The sequence below is a fragment of the Bacillus sp. z26 genome, assembly GCF_058313635.1.
Map to the genome: position 1 here is coordinate 154881 of NZ_JBZFQM010000002.1, position 18828 is coordinate 173708.

Annotated in this window: 21 protein-coding genes; 1 reads left to right on the forward strand and 20 read right to left on the reverse strand. The window is 33.2% G+C overall.

Features of this window, described 5'->3' with window-relative positions:
• Positions 1-184 precede the first annotated feature (184 nt).
• From AC4G3K_RS05990 to AC4G3K_RS06045, 12 genes are all read right to left on the reverse strand, one after another.
• Positions 185-832, reverse strand: a complete 648-nt coding sequence (locus AC4G3K_RS05990; RefSeq protein WP_491132796.1) for a DUF4304 domain-containing protein — start codon at positions 830-832, stop codon at positions 185-187.
• Positions 833-1002: 170 nt separating this feature from the next.
• Positions 1003-1500, reverse strand: coding sequence for a kinase (locus AC4G3K_RS05995; protein ID WP_491132797.1), 498 nt, complete (start codon positions 1498-1500; stop codon positions 1003-1005).
• A 177-nt stretch (positions 1501-1677) separates the two neighbouring features.
• Entirely contained in the window at positions 1678-1974 is a 297-nt protein-coding gene (locus AC4G3K_RS06000) for a hypothetical protein (RefSeq protein ID WP_491132798.1), read from the reverse strand.
• Between the two features lie 192 nt (positions 1975-2166).
• Positions 2167-2838, reverse strand: coding sequence for a 5'-methylthioadenosine/S-adenosylhomocysteine nucleosidase family protein (locus AC4G3K_RS06005; RefSeq protein ID WP_491132799.1), 672 nt, complete (start codon positions 2836-2838; stop codon positions 2167-2169).
• A 221-nt stretch (positions 2839-3059) separates the two neighbouring features.
• Positions 3060-3854, reverse strand: a complete 795-nt coding sequence (locus AC4G3K_RS06010; RefSeq protein WP_491132800.1) for a GNAT family N-acetyltransferase — start codon at positions 3852-3854, stop codon at positions 3060-3062.
• Positions 3855-3945: 91 nt separating this feature from the next.
• Positions 3946-4305, reverse strand: coding sequence for a DUF4181 domain-containing protein (locus AC4G3K_RS06015; protein WP_491132801.1), 360 nt, complete (start codon positions 4303-4305; stop codon positions 3946-3948).
• A 196-nt stretch (positions 4306-4501) separates the two neighbouring features.
• Positions 4502-5152 (reverse strand): alpha/beta hydrolase, encoded by a 651-nt coding sequence (locus AC4G3K_RS06020; protein WP_491132802.1) that lies wholly within the window; start codon positions 5150-5152, stop codon positions 4502-4504.
• Between the two features lie 330 nt (positions 5153-5482).
• Positions 5483-6019 (reverse strand): TetR/AcrR family transcriptional regulator, encoded by a 537-nt coding sequence (locus AC4G3K_RS06025; RefSeq protein WP_491132803.1) that lies wholly within the window; start codon positions 6017-6019, stop codon positions 5483-5485.
• Positions 6020-6172: 153 nt separating this feature from the next.
• Positions 6173-6811 (reverse strand): FMN-dependent NADH-azoreductase, encoded by a 639-nt coding sequence (locus AC4G3K_RS06030; protein ID WP_491132804.1) that lies wholly within the window; start codon positions 6809-6811, stop codon positions 6173-6175.
• A gap of 491 nt (positions 6812-7302) precedes the next feature.
• Positions 7303-7803 (reverse strand): hypothetical protein, encoded by a 501-nt coding sequence (locus tag AC4G3K_RS06035; RefSeq protein WP_491132805.1) that lies wholly within the window; start codon positions 7801-7803, stop codon positions 7303-7305.
• 793 nt (positions 7804-8596) lie between these two features.
• Positions 8597-9679 carry a ribosome small subunit-dependent GTPase A gene (rsgA, locus tag AC4G3K_RS06040; protein WP_491132806.1) on the reverse strand — a complete coding sequence of 361 codons (1083 nt, stop codon included), beginning with the start codon at positions 9677-9679 and terminating at the stop codon, positions 8597-8599.
• A 264-nt stretch (positions 9680-9943) separates the two neighbouring features.
• A complete protein-coding gene (locus tag AC4G3K_RS06045) occupies positions 9944-10222 on the reverse strand; it encodes a hypothetical protein (protein WP_491132807.1) in 279 nt (92 codons plus the stop codon).
• A gap of 325 nt (positions 10223-10547) precedes the next feature.
• Between AC4G3K_RS06045 and AC4G3K_RS06050 the strand changes: the two genes are divergently transcribed.
• Positions 10548-10733, forward strand: coding sequence for a hypothetical protein (locus tag AC4G3K_RS06050; protein ID WP_491077072.1), 186 nt, complete (start codon positions 10548-10550; stop codon positions 10731-10733).
• Between the two features lie 73 nt (positions 10734-10806).
• Here AC4G3K_RS06050 and AC4G3K_RS06055 read toward each other — a convergent pair whose 3' ends face one another.
• From AC4G3K_RS06055 to AC4G3K_RS06090, 8 genes are all read right to left on the reverse strand, one after another.
• Entirely contained in the window at positions 10807-11235 is a 429-nt protein-coding gene (locus AC4G3K_RS06055; RefSeq protein WP_491132808.1) for a DUF3139 domain-containing protein, read from the reverse strand.
• A 313-nt stretch (positions 11236-11548) separates the two neighbouring features.
• On the reverse strand, positions 11549-11989 hold the full coding sequence (locus AC4G3K_RS06060) for an ASCH domain-containing protein (protein WP_491132809.1): 441 nt from the start codon (positions 11987-11989) through the stop codon (positions 11549-11551).
• 237 nt (positions 11990-12226) lie between these two features.
• Entirely contained in the window at positions 12227-13042 is an 816-nt protein-coding gene (locus AC4G3K_RS06065; RefSeq protein ID WP_491132810.1) for a lipid II flippase Amj family protein, read from the reverse strand.
• A 159-nt stretch (positions 13043-13201) separates the two neighbouring features.
• Entirely contained in the window at positions 13202-13588 is a 387-nt protein-coding gene (locus AC4G3K_RS06070; protein ID WP_491132811.1) for a hypothetical protein, read from the reverse strand.
• A 167-nt stretch (positions 13589-13755) separates the two neighbouring features.
• Complete coding sequence (locus tag AC4G3K_RS06075; RefSeq protein WP_491132812.1) at positions 13756-14496, reverse strand: DUF5694 domain-containing protein; 741 nt, start codon at positions 14494-14496, stop codon at positions 13756-13758.
• A gap of 185 nt (positions 14497-14681) precedes the next feature.
• Complete coding sequence (locus tag AC4G3K_RS06080) at positions 14682-15035, reverse strand: hypothetical protein (RefSeq protein ID WP_491132813.1); 354 nt, start codon at positions 15033-15035, stop codon at positions 14682-14684.
• A gap of 620 nt (positions 15036-15655) precedes the next feature.
• On the reverse strand, positions 15656-16099 hold the full coding sequence (locus tag AC4G3K_RS06085) for a GNAT family N-acetyltransferase (protein ID WP_491132814.1): 444 nt from the start codon (positions 16097-16099) through the stop codon (positions 15656-15658).
• A 569-nt stretch (positions 16100-16668) separates the two neighbouring features.
• Positions 16669-18738, reverse strand: a complete 2070-nt coding sequence (locus AC4G3K_RS06090) for a catalase (RefSeq protein ID WP_491132815.1) — start codon at positions 18736-18738, stop codon at positions 16669-16671.
• Positions 18739-18828 lie beyond the last annotated feature (90 nt).

Below are 18828 nucleotides of genomic sequence, written 5' to 3' on the forward strand. Positions count from 1 at the left end.
AATAATATAAATATAATGATAGGTGAAAATATTTCTTGATTAACCTGCCCCGTTTGCTCCATAAGAAATTCAACACAAAAAGGCATTAATCCTTCTTCTTGATCAACGCCCCGTTTGTTTAAGTATATTTTTCACAAATGTAAACCATATTTTTAATTAAGACAGAAATTCTGCCCCGTACTTTCTAAGAATCTATTCTCTTTTTCTCTTGTTCAAAAAGGTGGTTATACATATCTAATTTCTCTTCGTGTTTTAAAAATTCCGCGAAATATTTTGCTTTGTAATATTTGTCATACCCATTAATGTCATAACCTTCATTAAGTTGATTCTCGATATTAATAAAAGCTGTTTCTAAGTCAGTGTTATTTATATACCAGTTTAGTCCCTTTTCTACAAAAGATTTACCGATATCTTTTATCACCTCATCAATATTAGACCCATCTGGCTCAACCCACCAAATGTCAGTTCGAGTTCTATCAGCTGGGTTATCTAAATGACGAGTGTAATTGGAATGGTCAAGATTACAATTTAGTTCTTCTCTAAGATGACATTGGTAGTCTTTAGGAAGCAATTCACCGTTGGTACCTTTTTTTATTTCCTCTATACTTGGTATAAAGACATAATATATACCAAGTTCTACGTGAATAGACATAGGGGGCCAACCTGAAACCTCAGAAAAATAGTTTCCAACAGCACTGATTTTTAATACCCAAATGCACTGGCCAATCCAACGCCAGTTATTCCTTGTATTCACCTTATTGAAGCCATTTTCTTTTAATATAGGGGACAGTGATTTTCGAATTATTTTATTAATTTCAAGAGAACCAATCATACTTATCTACACCCCTTATTTCCACTATTTTATATCCATCTCTCTTGAGCTAACCTGCCCCCGTTTCTACAATAAGGAATTCAACAAAAAAGAGCATTAATCCTCCTTGGATCAACACCCCTGATGCCGAAGAAGATAATCATCATTCATCATTAAACCAATTGGGATAATTACTCTTGAATTTGGTTTAATATCAGTTTCAGTACATCATCTTGCGACATATCATTAGTCAATATCATTTCTCCATCCAAACCAAGATAATCTTTTGGATTCCACCAAGTACGTAGCGAGTCTTCATTGAATTCCATCTTTTTGGAACGGTTGTTGTGGCGTATTACCGTTTCCTCAAAAGATAAATCAAAATAACAAGTATATGCCTTTTGGTTATAGAAGTTGATTAAGTTACTTAGCATTTCACCATAACGATTTTTATACAAAATTCCTTCTACTATAACAAATTCGCATTTGTCTTTACCGTATTCTGCGATTTGGCGAATCAAATCAATTGAAAGGTTCCCTTCTCTATCGCGGACCTTCAACATATCACGACGAACCACATCCTGAGAAACCAAGAGTGTTCCGTCCCCTAATTGATTTTGAAGACTTTTCGCAGTTGTCGTTTTTCCACTCCCTGAGTTACCTCTTATGATAATTAACTTAGATTCCATATTCTCTCCTACTCTAATTGTCTTCTGCCTATATTATTAACTTTTTATATATTCAAGATAGAAATTAATTTTTCCTACTTCCGCTAAACTGCCCCGTTAGCAGCATAAGAACATCCTAACAAGGTATTGATACTTCTTGAATCAATACCCTGTTAGCGAACTTAACTCTACTTAGTTCTATACAATCAAAACATTTAAAATATAAATCTCAATAGCCGAAATCGCTCCGAAAACTACAAAGAAAATTGGTACACTCAAAACCTTATTTCCATACCCTCTAGTTAACCAAACCACCGATTTATACAGGAATGGCGTTGCAACCACAGATACAATTACACCAATGATTACTACCGTTAATGCAGCTTGAGAATCAGTTATTTTTGAATAAATATAATTAACAAACATACAAGCTAAATTGATTAATATTAAAGTAGCAACTGTATAACTTTGCTTAGGATCTCGCTTGGTCTTCATTTTCTTCACCTCAATCCAATTGTGGTATTTTGTAAAAACATATTGAATCCTATTGAGTTAACCCGCCCCGTTTGTTCCATAAGAAATTCAATACAAAAAGGCATAAATCCTGCTTCTTGGATTAACGCCCCCATAGTTAAGTACATCCTTTCACATATGTATCTAAATAGAGAAATTTAACTTTAAATTTATTTAAATAAATCTCTTTAAATATTCGCCAAATATTCTATTCATCACTTTTGGTGTATTTTCTAAATAAATATTAATTTGTTCTATGTTTGATTCGAATTTATCAGAATTTCTTTCATCTGATGGAAAATCAGATATTCCTTTAATGATAATACATTCAACATCATTCTTTTTACAGATATAAGCAATTGCACCCGCTTCTGTATCGGCTATTGTTATTTCGTTTTCTTTTAGTTCTAAATAGTCCTCCCACATAACGACTGCTTTATCAGCAGTGGCAATGGTTCCAGTATAAAAATCATCCCCATATTTTGATAGATCCATATCGACGATGAAGGATTGTTTAATAAGAGGCTCAATTTCTTTTACTGTACAATCATATTGAACGGCTTTATCGGGTATAAAAATATCCAAATTACTAAATTTATCATCTATTCCTGCACACGTTCCAGCAACGATTACTTTCGTTAAATTAAATTTAGAAATCATATACTGATTACCACCAACACCATTTACTTTTCTCACACCTGTACTATAAAAAATAAGTTCAGTATCATTAATTGTTCTTATGAAATACTCGCCATAAGGATAACCAAAACGTTCGTTATCTTTTATACCAAAGTGTTCCAGTGTTGCTTTATATTCCCACTTTGTTGCAATACTTATTCCTATCATCAACTTATCCACCCTACACCTATAATTTGTCACTATTGAACTTTATACACGATCTGAATCTTCTTTACTGTGTTCATCAGCAATTCGTTATCACTATGTAAATATCCTTTTTTACCCAACTATCCCTTTACTTCTAAAAGGGTTTCTTAGTGCTTGTAAAATCAACATTTCAGATATTGCAATGACAGCTTCAAAATCAACAAATGAATAAGATAGGTGAATTAGAATGACTTAACAAACATTTCAAATTTACAATATTCTTTAAATCCAATCCGACGTAGAATGGGTTCAGATGTACCAAGACGAGCTTGTATCGTTAGAAGTTGACACCCCTCTTCTTTAGACTTATTGATCCTATATTGCAACAAGGAATGATAAACCCCTCTATTCCGATATTCTGGTAAAACAGCAGAACCTATAAGATACATAGTTTGACCATCAGAGCTTATTCGATATGTGCCGTTTCCGATTGGCAATCCTTTATTATTATAGGCTACGATATACCCACCACGTCGCCCAGGCAAGGATACATAGGACATTTTTTCTCTTAGTGATGCTTCAACCGATGCTGAATCCATTCCCCATACCTCAGCATTAATAGATACGTGATTACGCAATTCAGGTTCTGTAAGAGCTTCCTTTACAGTCCAATCAGATTTTTTAAAAGTAGGTGCCTGTTGAACGGGGATAGCTAACCCTAAATATACATCGTCTAAAGTAAATCCTTTCGATTTTAAACGTAAGGATAAGTCTTCAGGTTGGGATTTGGGGCCAACCCACCAAGAAAAGTTTTTTCTATTTGTTCCATAAAAATCTATTATTTTACTAATTTTATCGTCTGCATCGGTCGTTAAAACTGAGCGTATAACCTTATTGGAAAAAACGCTAGAAGATTCCTCAGATAATCGTAAAATGATTTCTTCATTTTGAAACTCCTTTAATCCAGGAATACGAAGTGTAGGTTCATAATCGTATTGCTCGGCTTCAATTGCCAAAATAATCTGCTCTATATTCAATGCTTCACCAACTCTCAATACTTTACAGATTTAATATTTATGTTAATTCTCCTATCTTTTCAGATATTCCTTCTTGAACGAACCTGACCCTTTAGTAGTAAAAGTGAACAACGAAGAACAAGATGGAAACAATTATCATCGAGCTTATAAGCGTTGAAATATATTGTTTTGATGCCTTTAGATACTTCCATTCCAATATAACTTGTAAACACGTTGTTGCTGTTAAAAATAGGATCATATACCACTTTAAAAGGAAATCCGATTCCTTTTCAAGGGCAAACAAATAGATAAACACAAAAAGTATACTTATTATCACTCTTCCCCAATGTTCAATTGATTTGCCAGGAGTTTCAGAAATGTCTATTTTCTTTACGCCAAGAAATTTCCCCACTATTTTCTCCACTAAAAATGCTGCTAAAAGAAAAACAACAAGAATCATCAACAGCTTCATATTCACCCTTCTCTCTATTAGCCACGACTTCCAATATTACAATTAAATAATTCGATAAAAATGATAGCGAATCCTTCTTACGCTAACCTACCCCTTAGCTGCATAAGAAAAGACCCTCAATTTGAAGGCCCTGATCTTCACTAATTGCCCCCTTAGTTCAATAAGACTTTAAGAATAATATCAATCAATATCTTTACTAAGTATTAAGAAATTCGTTTATCTTGATTATAATAGCCTTTAAAATTTCAATGGATTGAAGGGGATTATCTTGGTGATCAAGGGAGTGTATTGCACCAGAAATTACTTTTGTAGCAAGATGAGGATTTGTTTTTAACATATCAATACTTTCTTTTTTATAAAGCCGATCCACATCTCCAATTAAGCATAAACCCTCATTTTTACTTTCTAACATTGTTTCATACACTACATCAAGATTTATTAAAGGTGTTAACCAAATGGCTTTAGTTTTCTTAAAGTTAAAACGCTTCATTTCTGTACTCATTGCAATTGTCCCTAATGACTTTCCTATAAATAAATAATTTTCGTAGGAATTTGTTTTCAATACGGCATCAATTATTTGTTTAGAATCCCATTTAACAGCTTCGTGTAATTCTGAGGTGGAAAAATCATTATAAGCTTCATTGGTATACTGATAATTCACCTCTAATATATGTTTTGATTTTTGAAAACATATATCCGCTGAATAGTGAAAAACTGGACTGTTTACGGTATATCCTGCTCCCGGAAGTAAAATGACCAAGCCATTTGATTCTTCCTCTTTCCCATATAAAGTAAATGGGACATTTATCCCTTTATATCCTTCAACACTACTACTTAGATATTTCACAATTGTCACCTCTATTAAGTTTAAGGATATATATTCTATTTATATATGATAGAATCCTCCTTCAGCTAACCTGCCCTTTTAGCTGCATAACAAAAAAAGAGCTGATCACACAGCCCTTGATATTGGAGTAATGCCCCTATTTAGTTGAATAAGAAAAGACGCCTGTTCATATACTTTTGAGCTAGAAATTCTTTTATTCATAATTAGATTAACAACTAAAAAGATTATACTGCCTTTAAATTTATAGGTGCCAACTGATATTAATGAATTCCCTGAAACGTACTGCTTAAAAGATTGGATAAAAAAAGTATATAGAATGGGCTCTATATACTAGCCTAAAATGATAGTTGTTAAACGGTTTACCGCCGTATGCAAAGTTTCTTTCCCCTCTACACATGCCATGGCAACCCCATAAATGCCCCAACTCCAAAATGTAGCAAGTAAATAATGTTCTTCCTTCACACCATGTTCTTTATCTAATAAGGCTTGCAGAGTCTCCGTCAATCGTTGTTTAATTTCATTGTCCATTTTCGTTTTAAATTCTTCAAGAGCATGTTGACATTGTAGGGATAAATTTATTTGAGAACTTATAATAGCTTGTAGAAACATAATAATCGTTTGTTCATTGATGACTTCTTGTAATGCTACTTCTTTAAAAATTTCTTTCGTAAGAACTTCTCTTTGAATCTCATCGATTAAATCGTATTTGTCCATAAAATGATAGTAAAACGTTGAACGGTTAATCTCTGCTTCTTGTGTAATATCAGTAATGGTAATATCACTAAATTCTTTTTGTTTAATCAGTTTCATAAACCCATTCATGATATTTTGTCTTGTCCGTTGGTTTCGTGGATCTTGTTTTTTCATTCGTACCCACATTCTCAAAACACTATTATTTCTAACACTTGTTGGATTAAATGTATGATCAATTATAACAAAAAAATGCTCAAAAAATAAAAATAAGCAATTCGTGGTCCATTTGGTATAGACCACGAAATGCCATATAAAGATAATAAACGATCAGAAGTTTAGTGCTAAATGCTTTGCACGCTCAATGCCTGATGCTTTAATTTCCTCAGCTTTATTTGGCGTTGCATCATGACCTTCAATAAATAAACATTCAAATTCTGAAATACCCATGATGGCCATCATTTGTTTTAAATAGCGATTGCCTAGCTCTAAATCGGCAAAAGGATGACCTTCTGAATAAAAATCACCACGAGCTTGAATGTGAAGCACTTTCTTACCTTGAAGTAAGCCAACAGAACCTTTTTCTGTATATTTAAACGTTTTACCAGGTACAGCTACGGCATCTATGTATGCTTTCAGAACTGCTGGGAATAAGTAGTTCCATAGCGGCGTTACGAATATCATTTTATCTGCTGTAATAAATTGATCGAGAATATCGTTTAGGCGACTAACTTTCGCAAATTCCTCCGTTGAAAGAGTGTCCATTTGCTGTCCTGAACGAAGTTTTCCCCAACCACTGAAAACATCTGCATCTAAATTTGGAATTTCTTCCTTAAATAAATCCACGGTCTCGATTTCATCCGTTGGGTTTGTTTCTTTATATGTTTCAATAAATGCTTTTCCTGCTGCCATACTAGCCGAACGATTTTCATCATTTGGATTTGCTGTAATAAATAACACCTTAGCCATAACAATTACCTCTAATTCTTTAAAATTTACAACAACTGTTGTTAAACTTAGTATAAAATGATTGATCAACTAAACAAACCATCAATTTTATCGAATTGTTGTAAATCCAACATTAAGCTGATTTTGACTAAAAAATGAATAATCAAAATAATGTTCAATTTGATGTCCTATCATAAAAATTCGGATAAGAGAAGAGCCCTGACACGCAGGCCTGTTTCATATATTCTAATTACTGCTGGTTCCGAATAGACAGCACATCTTTTTGTGATTTCATGTTTTCTCAAATTTTCTGTCTTCATTCAAATACAGGGTCTTGAAATCCTTGATGTACAAGTATTTGAATGTTCGATTCTAAAAATTTAATTAAGTAATAAAACATTCCGAAATTTCCAAAAGAAATCATATTTAGAGCCGATTACTGTTAATTGAATTCCTAAAGGAGGATTGGTCAAATCATTTTTGAAGGCTCTAAAACAATCCATCTCCTTGAGTTAAACTGCCCCTTTACTTCCATAAGGAGAATTATAAACTTCAATGTATAGTCCAGTATCTTGGATCTTTTTACGAGAGTTAGGACAATCCTTAAACGCTCCAATGTACATATAGTAATCATATCCAAAATGAACATAAAACTCTTTTTTGCAACTTAATTTACACCAAATAACGTTTCGTAACGTTAACTTTGCTAGCTCTCTAATTTCTTGTACAGTGAGAGCTTTCCCTACCCACATTTTCCTTAAAAAATTGGAAGCATCTACGCTTAGAGCTTCATCAGACCATAGCTCTAATTCTTTTAAATAAAGTCTATTTAAATCTATCTCATCCATAAAAGTAGTGACAGTATTTATATAATCAGATTCTGTTCTTAAATAATCTTCTTCACTTACGTTAGTTCCCACCTCAGAAAAACTAGTCCATTCTTTGTCATCAAGATAGCAACCTTTTTCATCTCTATTATTAGGGTTATATTTAGTTATCCTCCAAGAAAACAATGGTTAGACACCTACTTTTTTATCTATATTATAAGGATCTTGAATTTCTATTGTACAATTTCCACTTCCACTAACCTGCCCCGTTTCTACCATAGGGAGTTCAACATAAAAGTACGTTAATCTTTCCAAGGAATTATGCACTCTTAAGCGAACAATTAATTAATACAACTCCACCTACAAAGGATTAGCTCCGTATTAACCCCACCACATAGCAGTAACAAATAAAGACCAACAAGAAACTGGGAACCCAATTATGAAAATTATAGACGCAATTTCTAATCTGTATTTTATTTTTTTAATAAAAATGAAAAGCATCGAGCTTGTGTATAGAAACATACTTATTACTGTTAAAGCAGTTAAATAATAAATTGGATAGGATTTAATGAAATTCTCAGTTAAAAAGTACGCTATACCTTGCCCAAAAACTCCAAATAGGGTTGCTATTATTAGGCTTACATAAATAATCTTATCTATTATTTTCACTTATTTTGCACCTCATTTATATTTGAAATATCAATAATTACATTCTTATTCTCTTCTTGGTATTCATCACTATTTTAGCTTTAATGATTACCATTCCTTCTTCCGCTATACTGCCTCGTTTCTACAATAAGGAATTCAACAAAAAAGAGCATTAATCCTCCTTGGATCAACGCCCCCATTTGTTTTAAAGTATATTACTTCACAAATATTATAAATAGAACCTCATTTAACTATACCATCTAACAAAAAATAAGGTAACAGCTCAACATCGAGCCGTTACCTATTTTTCACTTCAAAGATCTATAAAACTTCATCTTCTTTTCTTTCTATTTTGTTCTTTAAATCTCCTGAAATTTTTCTTGCCGCCTATGCTACTAAACATTTCATTTGCCTTTTCTTTTTCAATCATTTTAGAATTCAAACCTTGATACTTAGTCTCTTTTTTTAGTTTCCAATAGCTTTCTAGCCTCTCAATTGGCAAAAATCCATCTTTCATTGCTTTTTGTACTGCACAGTTTGGCTCATTTTGGTGTGTACAATCATTAAATTTACAATCATTAGCAAGGTCTTCAGTATCAGAAAAAGACTTGGTTAAATCTGCGCTTATAATTCCAAGCTCTCTCATACCAGGAGTGTCTATCACAACACCTAAACTTTGCAACATAATTAATTCACGGCTTGTGGTAGTATGTTTGCCTTTATCATCATTTCTTATTTCATTTGTATCTAATAAGTTTTGACCGATAAGGCAATTAATTAAGGTTGATTTCCCAACTCCAGATGAACCTATAAACGCTACTGACTTCCCATTTGAAAGATACTTTTTTAAAGATTGGCATCCTTCATCAGAAGTATTTGTTGTAACAATCACATCTATACCAATTGCAATAGAATATATTTCATTAAGCCTTGATGCTATGTCATCACATAAATCTGACTTTGTAAGTACAACAACCGGGGTTGCACCACTGTCCCAGGCTATAGAAAGATAACGCTCTAGTCTACGCAGATTATAATCATTGTTCAGTGACATGCAAAGAAAAACCGTATCAATATTTGCAGCGACAATCTGAATATTTTTTTTGGTCCCTACCATTTTACGTCCAAATACGCTTTTTCGTGAAAGTATATGATGAATAATTCCGTTCCCCTTTGAATTATTCGTTCTGTCGATCATAACAAAATCTCCAACAGCAGGATATTCAGAAGTTCCTGTTACATTATAGTGATACTTACCAGATATCTCAGCAACAACTTCACCATTTTCTGTGATCACCTTATATAAATTTTTAGATTGTGATGAAACTCGACCAATAAAAAGATCTTTATATATTGTAGACTCCTGTATGAATTCTTCAGTAAGTCCTAAATTTTTCATATCAATATTATTCAATTTCATTTCCTCCTAAAGTTTAGATAATAACTTTTGGGAGGTTTTATGCATTAGATTATTTTGTGCATACCTCCCTATTTGTTACAATCTCCACATTTCGCTTGCTATACATAAACACAGCAGCTCCTTTCATTACTTATAAATTTTATATTAGTACAATCCAACTCTAATGTTCAACACAAATTAAACAATGTTCTTCCACTAAACTGCCCCTTTAGTTCTATAAGGATTTCATAGAAAGGACATTTATTCTTCTAGGATTAGTTATTCAACCAATTTAACGGAAAGGGTATCAATTTGAGAGGGAGACGATTCCTTAATTCCCCCGTAATAACCAACTTCTATTTCATCCCCAACTTGGAACGTTACTGCACGGTTTACTGAAAGGTCAACAAAGGTTCTACCCCTTTCCCAATCAACAATAGCCGTATCACCATTAATTTCAATAATGGTTCCTCTAAATGTAGATTTTCCGATAGTAAAGACGAAAAACAAACTGCTTATCAAAACTACTATTAATAATCCAATGATTTTCTTTTTCAATATTCATCCCCATTTCTTATTGTGCTAACCTGCCTACTTCCATAAGAAATTAAACACAAAAAGGCATTAATCCTTCTAAGATCAATGCCCCCGTTAGTTTAAGTGTAAAGGCACTTAAACTTGGATACTCATCACAGGAATACTGTCCCTATATTAAGCTAAGGGGTTCTTATTGTTGGCAATAGAATTTACTTGATATAATATTCTTTAATGGTCTTCATTTCGCTTCAATTTAAAGGTAGTTAAAATGAATTTATTGGAATTTCTAGAAGTATAAACTATAATTTATATTACAATATAAATATTTTAAAATGGAGATGATTAAATGCAATCAATAATTTTAAAAATAATAATTGGATCTATTCTTGGTCTAAGTAGCTCGGCATATGTGATGTTGGTTCCTTACCCTAACTATATAACAGTTGTCTTCCCTTGCTTGATTGGTGCTATTTTAGTTGGATGGGCAGTTGCTGATATTATCCAGAATAAAACTGTTTTGACAAAGAGTTAAATGGAACAATCTAAAATAAACGATTAAATAGTGAATTTCTATTCAATATCAGACAATATAGAAGGTTAATTAGTCATCTATTCGTATACATACTTACACATTTATCTTCGCTTTGCTTTGTTTGTTCTGTATTTATTGTTGTTACTCCGTCCACTAAATCATCCTTTTCACAAAATTGCTTTATCAATTTACCTTTTTTCTTAATACCATAATAATATGTCAAATTAGGCTCATCTTTAAAAGTCACCATATAACGGGCGTGATAAAAATCCTTGTTAATAATGTCCTTCGGTTCAACCGCAAGTTGCTCAATAATACCTTCATCACTGTGCCCTCTTTGTTCCAGATAAGGTGGCAAACTTTTATTCAGAATATAGTGTGTATAAGGATTGCCATTATTTATAATATAAATGACCCCGAAAGGAATAAGAAATACAGACACTACAAATAATGTAAAAAGAATTTTGGTTACCACTATTGAGCGATTTACATTCTTTTTCATATGTAAACTTCCTTATAATAAGATTACAATTCATTTAATTCTACTTATATTTAGTACAATGCCCCGTAGAATTGGCTCAGTTACTTTTTAGTTAATCTTACCAAAATTATAAAAGTTCGAGGGAGAAATTCACTCCATAATCACAACCAATGTTGAATAACCTCTAAAGATTAGGAAAGATAATATGTGATAATAACCTTTCTTTGCTTCTTCCGCTAAACTGCCCCTTTACTTCAATAAGAAATTCAACATAAATAGGCTTTAATCCTCCTCAGATCAAAGCCTTCATTGATACATAAAGTTATTTAACACTTTATTTAGGATATACTTTTTTAAACCGTTCACATACTACTAACATATTTGGCGTAAATTCTATATTAAATTCTTTTAATGCTTGGGTAAAAAATCTTTCGTGGGCGTCCCACCAAAAACAATAATCTCCTTCACCTTCAGCTAAAGCGAATTCCTCTGTAACCTCATTCATCGGTACTACTTCAACAGATTGAGTTTGAATGACTGCGACTGGCTTATCCTGCCCATCTAAAACAATAGAGTATTCACTAGCCTGCGGTATAGGTTCCTTTTCTAACTCATAAAATATAAAACCCGAAGTTGTCGCTGTCTTCTTTCCTTCAACAACTAAGTCAGCTAGCCAATCAGCGGAAACACCAAATTGAAAAGCATCTTTATATTCGATCCCTTCCATATGATTTGCTACACAAAAGTCCTTCCATAATTGCTGTATCTTGTTCATAAGTTATCGTCCTTAAATTTTGTATTTTTTTTATAACTATGAACCTTACTATAAGAAGTTCGGCAGAAAGGGACAAATTCCTTTTTGATATAAAACCCAATTCTTCAACTAAACTGCCCCTTGTTAAAAAGCGACTGCTCTTATTTTGCAATCGCACCCGTAGCTTTTATAATAACAAGCTAAATATTGAGCTTGTTATTAGTTAGCAGTTTATGTAATAGCAATGCCACATATCAACTACACAATTAATTTAGTAAACCAAGCAATATATTCTGCTCCAGGAATAAAGAATAATTGTGCTAAGATAGTTCCTAATAATCGAGAAGTAATCATCATAAGTGATACACTTTTTAATTTAAGATAACTCCCTTTTTGATTTATTACATCATCTGCGAGAATAGAAACCTTTGGATCAATAAAAATAATTAGTAAGATTGTAGCTATCCCATTAACTAGACCCGAAGCCATTACAGCAGTTGTTGCTCTTTCAGGTACAATTAAAGCAGCATATAAAGCAGATAATACGCCAATTGTATAGATTGCTGTTATTATCGTATTGATTAAGAATAACTTTATTGGAATGTCTCGCCAGTTAATTTCCTGCAAATAAGACCATCTTGGTAAATGAATGTGTTTTACTCCACGCTTTATATATTCGAAAGTTAATCCTTTTTTAATTAAAGAAGGTATAGAACCTCTTTCTTCAGATAAATGAATGATTGCCCTTGAAAATAAAGCAATAAAAGTTGGAAGCAAAACCATTCCTACTATTGTTCCAATAGTTGCAGAACCAATGATTACCCTGTATTGACTTTCTACAAACTCCAAAGTATTTTCATTAGGTGCATTGTCAATTAGACTCCCAGTAAAGGGTTGTTGCATCATATTTGCTAATCTGGAAACCATAACCATTATATTAAATAAGGATAAGGCTGAAGCTAATAACCTTACTCTGGCACCAGATAGCCTGACTGCATATGCAAGTGTTTCTATAGAATGAATGATAAGTATAAATAATGATATTAGTAGTAATTGTTCCGTGAAAAGATCCATAACTAACCTGCCCCTTTACTTCCATAAGAAGTCCAACATAAAAGTAGATTTCTTCAATAACTTGATTAATCTTCAAATTACTATTCTTTGTGGGACTACTGTTGTCTATCAGTATCAAATAATGAGGATTACTTGGAATATGACTCTTATCTATTCATTTTAATCGGCAATACTAAAGCCCATTATATGGTCCGTGTAAAGTGCATAGGATTCTAGTTCAATGACTTTATCTGGTGATGCAAATGGTATAATTTTAACATTTCTGAGTAAGATCATTCCATATAGATTTGTTGTATTGCCTTCATTAATGATGGTGAATAAACTATCTTCTGATTCTAGTATCGCTTGTTCCAATAAAGTCAACTCATCCTTAATAGGTTCTTTAGTATTGATCTTATCAGCAATAATTAAGCAATGAGAAGTGGTTATCTGGATTTTTTTATCCCTTTCTTTATTCAGCTCATCTAGGGTAGCCTGGGTTAATACTAAGGTTAATTTTTTTGCATCATAACCAGTATTCAACTCGTGACCTGAAACAGTATGCATTATATTTCCCCCTTAATTCGACTTAACGTTTTTCATTAATAATATCTTTCAATCAGATATTCTATACTAATTTCAAGAATTCCTTCTTTCGCTCCCCTGCCCCTTTAGCCGCATAAGTAAAGACCCTCAATTTGACAGCCGTGAACTTCCGCTTATGTCTTCGTTTGTTAAAAATCAAGATAATTCATTGCTGGCTCTACGTTATACATACCACTTTCTTCGAGAAATTGGGAAACTAAATGTATGTGGGCTGCTCCTATTATTAAAATGATTCTGTCTGAAGAAGAATGTGTTATCTTTGTCAAGTTAGAGTAAATTATTAAATTTCTTTGGTACCACCATCTTAGCCAGTCAATTCCTACATAGTCATCTCCTTTCCCGATACGTGCTACTGCCATATACATTTCGTGCTCTTTTTTTACTCCAACTTCTTCATTTAGTTCTCTCATCAACTCAACTAGGCTTTTATCGCCAATATTATAGTCTTTTTCTGAATGATACTTTTCGTGTATGTGGTTATATAGGTCTGGCTGTTCACTTTTTGCCCAATCATATACCTGACCAATTCCTCGGTTCCCGACGGTTTTCATCCAATCAACTGCATATACCTTTTTATGACCTGATTCAGAAGCAATTCTAAAACCATATTGATGAACTTCATCAATGGTTAACTCAAACTCATTTTTTAAATATAGACTATAATCTTGATTTAATTCTTCTTCCTTTTCTTTAACTACTTCAAATGCTAATTTGGTTGGATTAAACCTTTTTATTTTATCTACAACTTCTCTTATTTCCTTTTGCCTTCTATCATTTAGCAAATGATCAACTTCATATTTATATAAATCTGGTGTATACCGCATATGAAATGTGCCTACTACCATTATTTTAGGCTTTTGCTTTTCCAAAGTTGCTCCCTCCCAAAAATCATCTAACTTACTTTATTCGTCATAGTTTTCATATTATCCTTCTTCCGCTAACCTCTTAGCTGCATAAAAAAAGAGCTGATCGCAGCCCTTGATATTGGAGTAATGACCCGTTTGTTTAAGTGAAAAACGTCACAACCAGAGTATTATTTCGTTTAACCATACTCTCATTTTATTATTTGAAGCAAAGTCAATGAGTTTAAATCTATCCAATTTACAACAATTAATCCAATAACAATTATATTTTTAAGAATATTCACCAACAACCTGTTAAATTTGATATTTACATCTTTATCTTCACTTAAAAATATAAGTAAATTAATGTTTTCATCAAACTTTTCTATGAATGTAAATCCACCCCAAACTATGACTCCTATTAGAGGTAACGCCATAAATTTCTTTACGTCATCGCCTCCTAAAACACTCCATTTATAGAACACTTGTATGAAGCCCAGAGCAAGAATTAATAGTGATAAATTATTCATAATAATTTCTAAAGGCATTTTCTTTGAAGGTGACATTTTTATCCCCCTTACAATTCCCAGCATTTGCTGTTCTTTAATCCTTCTTAAAACTACAACAGATGATTAAAAGATATTAATGAATTCTTGAATTCGAAACTCATTTATTCCATTTTATGAAGTTGTCGGATAGATTAATCACATTAAGAATGGCAATAGGATAACCAAAAATCCAGCCACTAGTATGATAGTACCAAAAATCCGAGATAGTAATTTTTCGTCTCCTGAAACCCCATTCCACAAAACAATATTCACTAAGAAGAGAGCTTTTTCTTGAGTACCAAAAACCCTATAAATATTAAAAAAAGCCCATTTAAGATATGATTATGGTTTCTATTATCCATCACCTCCAAGATTGTGATCATCCTAAAAACCTTACTATAACTTTAACATAATTATCCAATTAATTTCGGAATTCACATAGAGTATATTGCTTAACCTTTCATTTTTCACCTGCTGTTCTTCTGCCGTTAACCTGCCCCTTTTCTTCAATAAGGAATTCAACACAAAAAGGCATTAAACCTTCTAAGGGTCAATGCCTCTGTTTGTTGAAGTGTAATCTTTTTCAATCTCTTCTACCTTAATATAGCTCCAATCCCTAGCTGATAATGACGATTGTGTTATCTTTGTAAAGTCATATCGACGTGAGGAATGTTATCTTCTAAATATGTTTCGGATATAGGTTGAAAACCAAAGGATGTATAGAAATTTCTTAAATAATCTTGGGCTTGAATTTTAACCTTTGTTTCTTTTAATTCATTTTGGATAAAATCTAGACCTTTCTTTAAAAGTTCCCCTGCTATTCCTTGTTCTCTGTATTCTTTCTTTACAAAGACTCTACCTATAGAAGTTTCTTGATAAGTAACACCTGCGGGTACAATTCTTAAATATGCAACGATTTCTCCATTGTCTTCTTTAAAAAGATGATATGAAAAAGGATCTTTACCATCAACTTCAAGATAAGGACAATTTTGTTCCACTACAAAAACTAAAGTTCTTTCTTTTAAAAGATTATATAGTTCAATATTTGTTAACTCATCAAATTTTTTGAGTTTCCAACTCATAAAATTTCACCTCTTATTTTTTGTTTCAAATGCATTGAAATACATATATTAAACTTAATGTAACTTTGCCGTAGTTGCAACAAAACACCTATCTCTCTATAAAATCATCTCAATCCATTTTAGATCCTTACTCCGGTAAATGTTCCCATTATAGAACACAAGTTAAATACCACTCTTCCGCCAACCTACCGCTTTACTTCATCTAAGAAGTTAAAAAAAAGGCTTTAATCATTCATGGATCAAAGTCCCTGCTAGATTTTTTTATTGTGGGACTGCTTCCTCATTAGCCTCTAATATTGTGGACTACTCGGACTAATACCTCACCTATACATTTTAATTATCGATACTAAAGCCCATTATATGGTCAGTATAAAGTCCATAGGATTCTAGTAAATGACTTTATCTCGTGATGCAAAGGGTATTATCTTTACATATCTCTTAACCGCCCATGGGAAAGAAGATTGGCCCACCAGACAAAAAACAAGAATCTATTCATATTCTTAAAAGACTAAAAGCCTCTAACCCTAATGGATAAAGAGGCTTTTATGATTAATAAATCGGAGTACTCCTTATTGAATACGATCCCAGTGGCGATGCTTGCCAACTGCTTCAATAAATTGTTCTACCCCCGTCTTGATTGGCTCATCTGATGCAGATGTGATGATGCCTGCAGCTCCATTGGATGTTCGAATAAATGGAGCAACTAAATCGGCCGCTTCTTTAGGAGCACCAATAGCTTTAAAATGGTTGAACGTATCCATGATAAATTCATTCACTTTGTTTACTTTTTTAAGTGCATCAACACTTTGTTGGCCTGATGCAAGATAAATAGCATCATATAGAACTGAATCTGTTGTTAAAAATGTCTGGTCTACCTTTAGCTCAGCTCCATTTGCACTTTTAATCTTCCCTTGGTGCTCAGAAACAATTTCTACTGTTAAGCCAGCTTCGTCCAAGGCTAATAATGCCTGTTTAAGATCTTGCCCATCAAATCCATTATGAACAAGTACAGCAATTTTTCTTGTCGCGACTCCCATTGTTGTGTTCAATTGACTGATTGCCGGTGATGAATCGGTTACTCTCGATTCTTCAACTTCACTTGAGGCCGGAACTTGAAGACCTAAGCCAATGGCAATTTGTTCAGCCAGATCATGATCCACATTGGCGAACATATTCACGACCTGTTGTTGAATATTCTCATTTAGGCATTTACCAAGCTCAAATCGGAATGCATCAATGATATGTTGTTTTTCTACAGTAGACATACTGTTCCAAAACAATTTAGCCTGGCTGTAGTGATCTTTGAAACTATCACTTCTCTTTCGGACCTTGTATCCATCTACTTTTTCCTGATAATGTTCAAATCCGCCTTCTTCAGGTGAGGCAGGTGATGGAGAATTATTGGCTAACCCATTTTTATGGTAGCTTACTTGTCCCTGATCAATTCGCATTTGATGGAATCCATCACGCTGGTGATTATTTACGGGTGAAATTGGACGATTAATCGGAATTTGCTGGAAGTTCGGGCCACCCAATCTAAGTAGTTGTGTATCTGTATAAGAGAATAAACGTCCCTGTAATAACGGATCATTGGTAAAATCAATTCCGGGAACAACATGGCCAATATGAAATGCTGCCTGTTCTGTCTCAGCAAATACATTATCCACATTTTTATTCAGCGTCATTTTACCTATTTTTTGGACTGGTATCAGTTCTTCTGGCCATAACTTAGTAGGATCCAGAATATCGAAATCAAACTCAAATTCATCTTCTTCCTTAATTACCTGAATACCGAATTCATATTCAGGATAATTCCCCATCTCAATTGCTTCATATAAATCACGGCGATGAAAATCAGGGTCTTTACCCGCAATTTTTTGAGCTTCATCCCAGACAAGAGAATGAACTCCAAGCACTGGTTTCCAGTGGAATTTAACAAAGTGCGACTCTCCTTGTTCATTTACAAGTCTAAAAGTATGCACACCAAATCCTTCCATCATTCGGTAACTTCGAGGTATTCCTCTATCAGAATTTGTCCACATCACCATATGTGCTGATTCGGGATTATTTACGACAAAATCATAAAACGTATCATGAGCTGTTGCTGCCTGTGGCATCTCATTATGCGGCTCAGGTTTAAATGAATGTACTAAATCCGGAAACTTAATCGCATCCTGGATGAAAAATACCGGTATATTATTCCCTACAAGATCAAAGTTCCCTTCATCTGTATAAAATTTTGTTGCAAACCCACGCGCATCCCTAACTGTATCAGCAGAACCCTTTGAGCCTGCTACAGTAGAAAAACGGACAAAAACAGGTGTCTTTTTAGTTGGATCCTGTAGAAAGCCTGCTTTAGTCAGCTTTGTCATTGGTTCATACACCTGGAAATAACCATGTACGCCAAATCCACGCGCATGAACAATTCTTTCTGGAATTCTCTCATGGTCAAAGTGGGTCATTTTTTCCCTAAAATGAAAATCTTCCATTAAAGTCGGACCGCGGTCACCCGCTTTTAAAGAATGCTCATCTTCTGATATACGCACCCCATGATTAGTCGTTAATTTTTTATTGCTATTATCCACTCTAAAATCATCTAATTGTTTATCTTTCTCATTTTGATTATTGGTATTAGCCACCTATTCTACCTCATCTCTTAATCATTTGATTTGATTATTAAATATTTATCAAAATCTACCTATCTATACTCTTATAAAAATTACCACTTA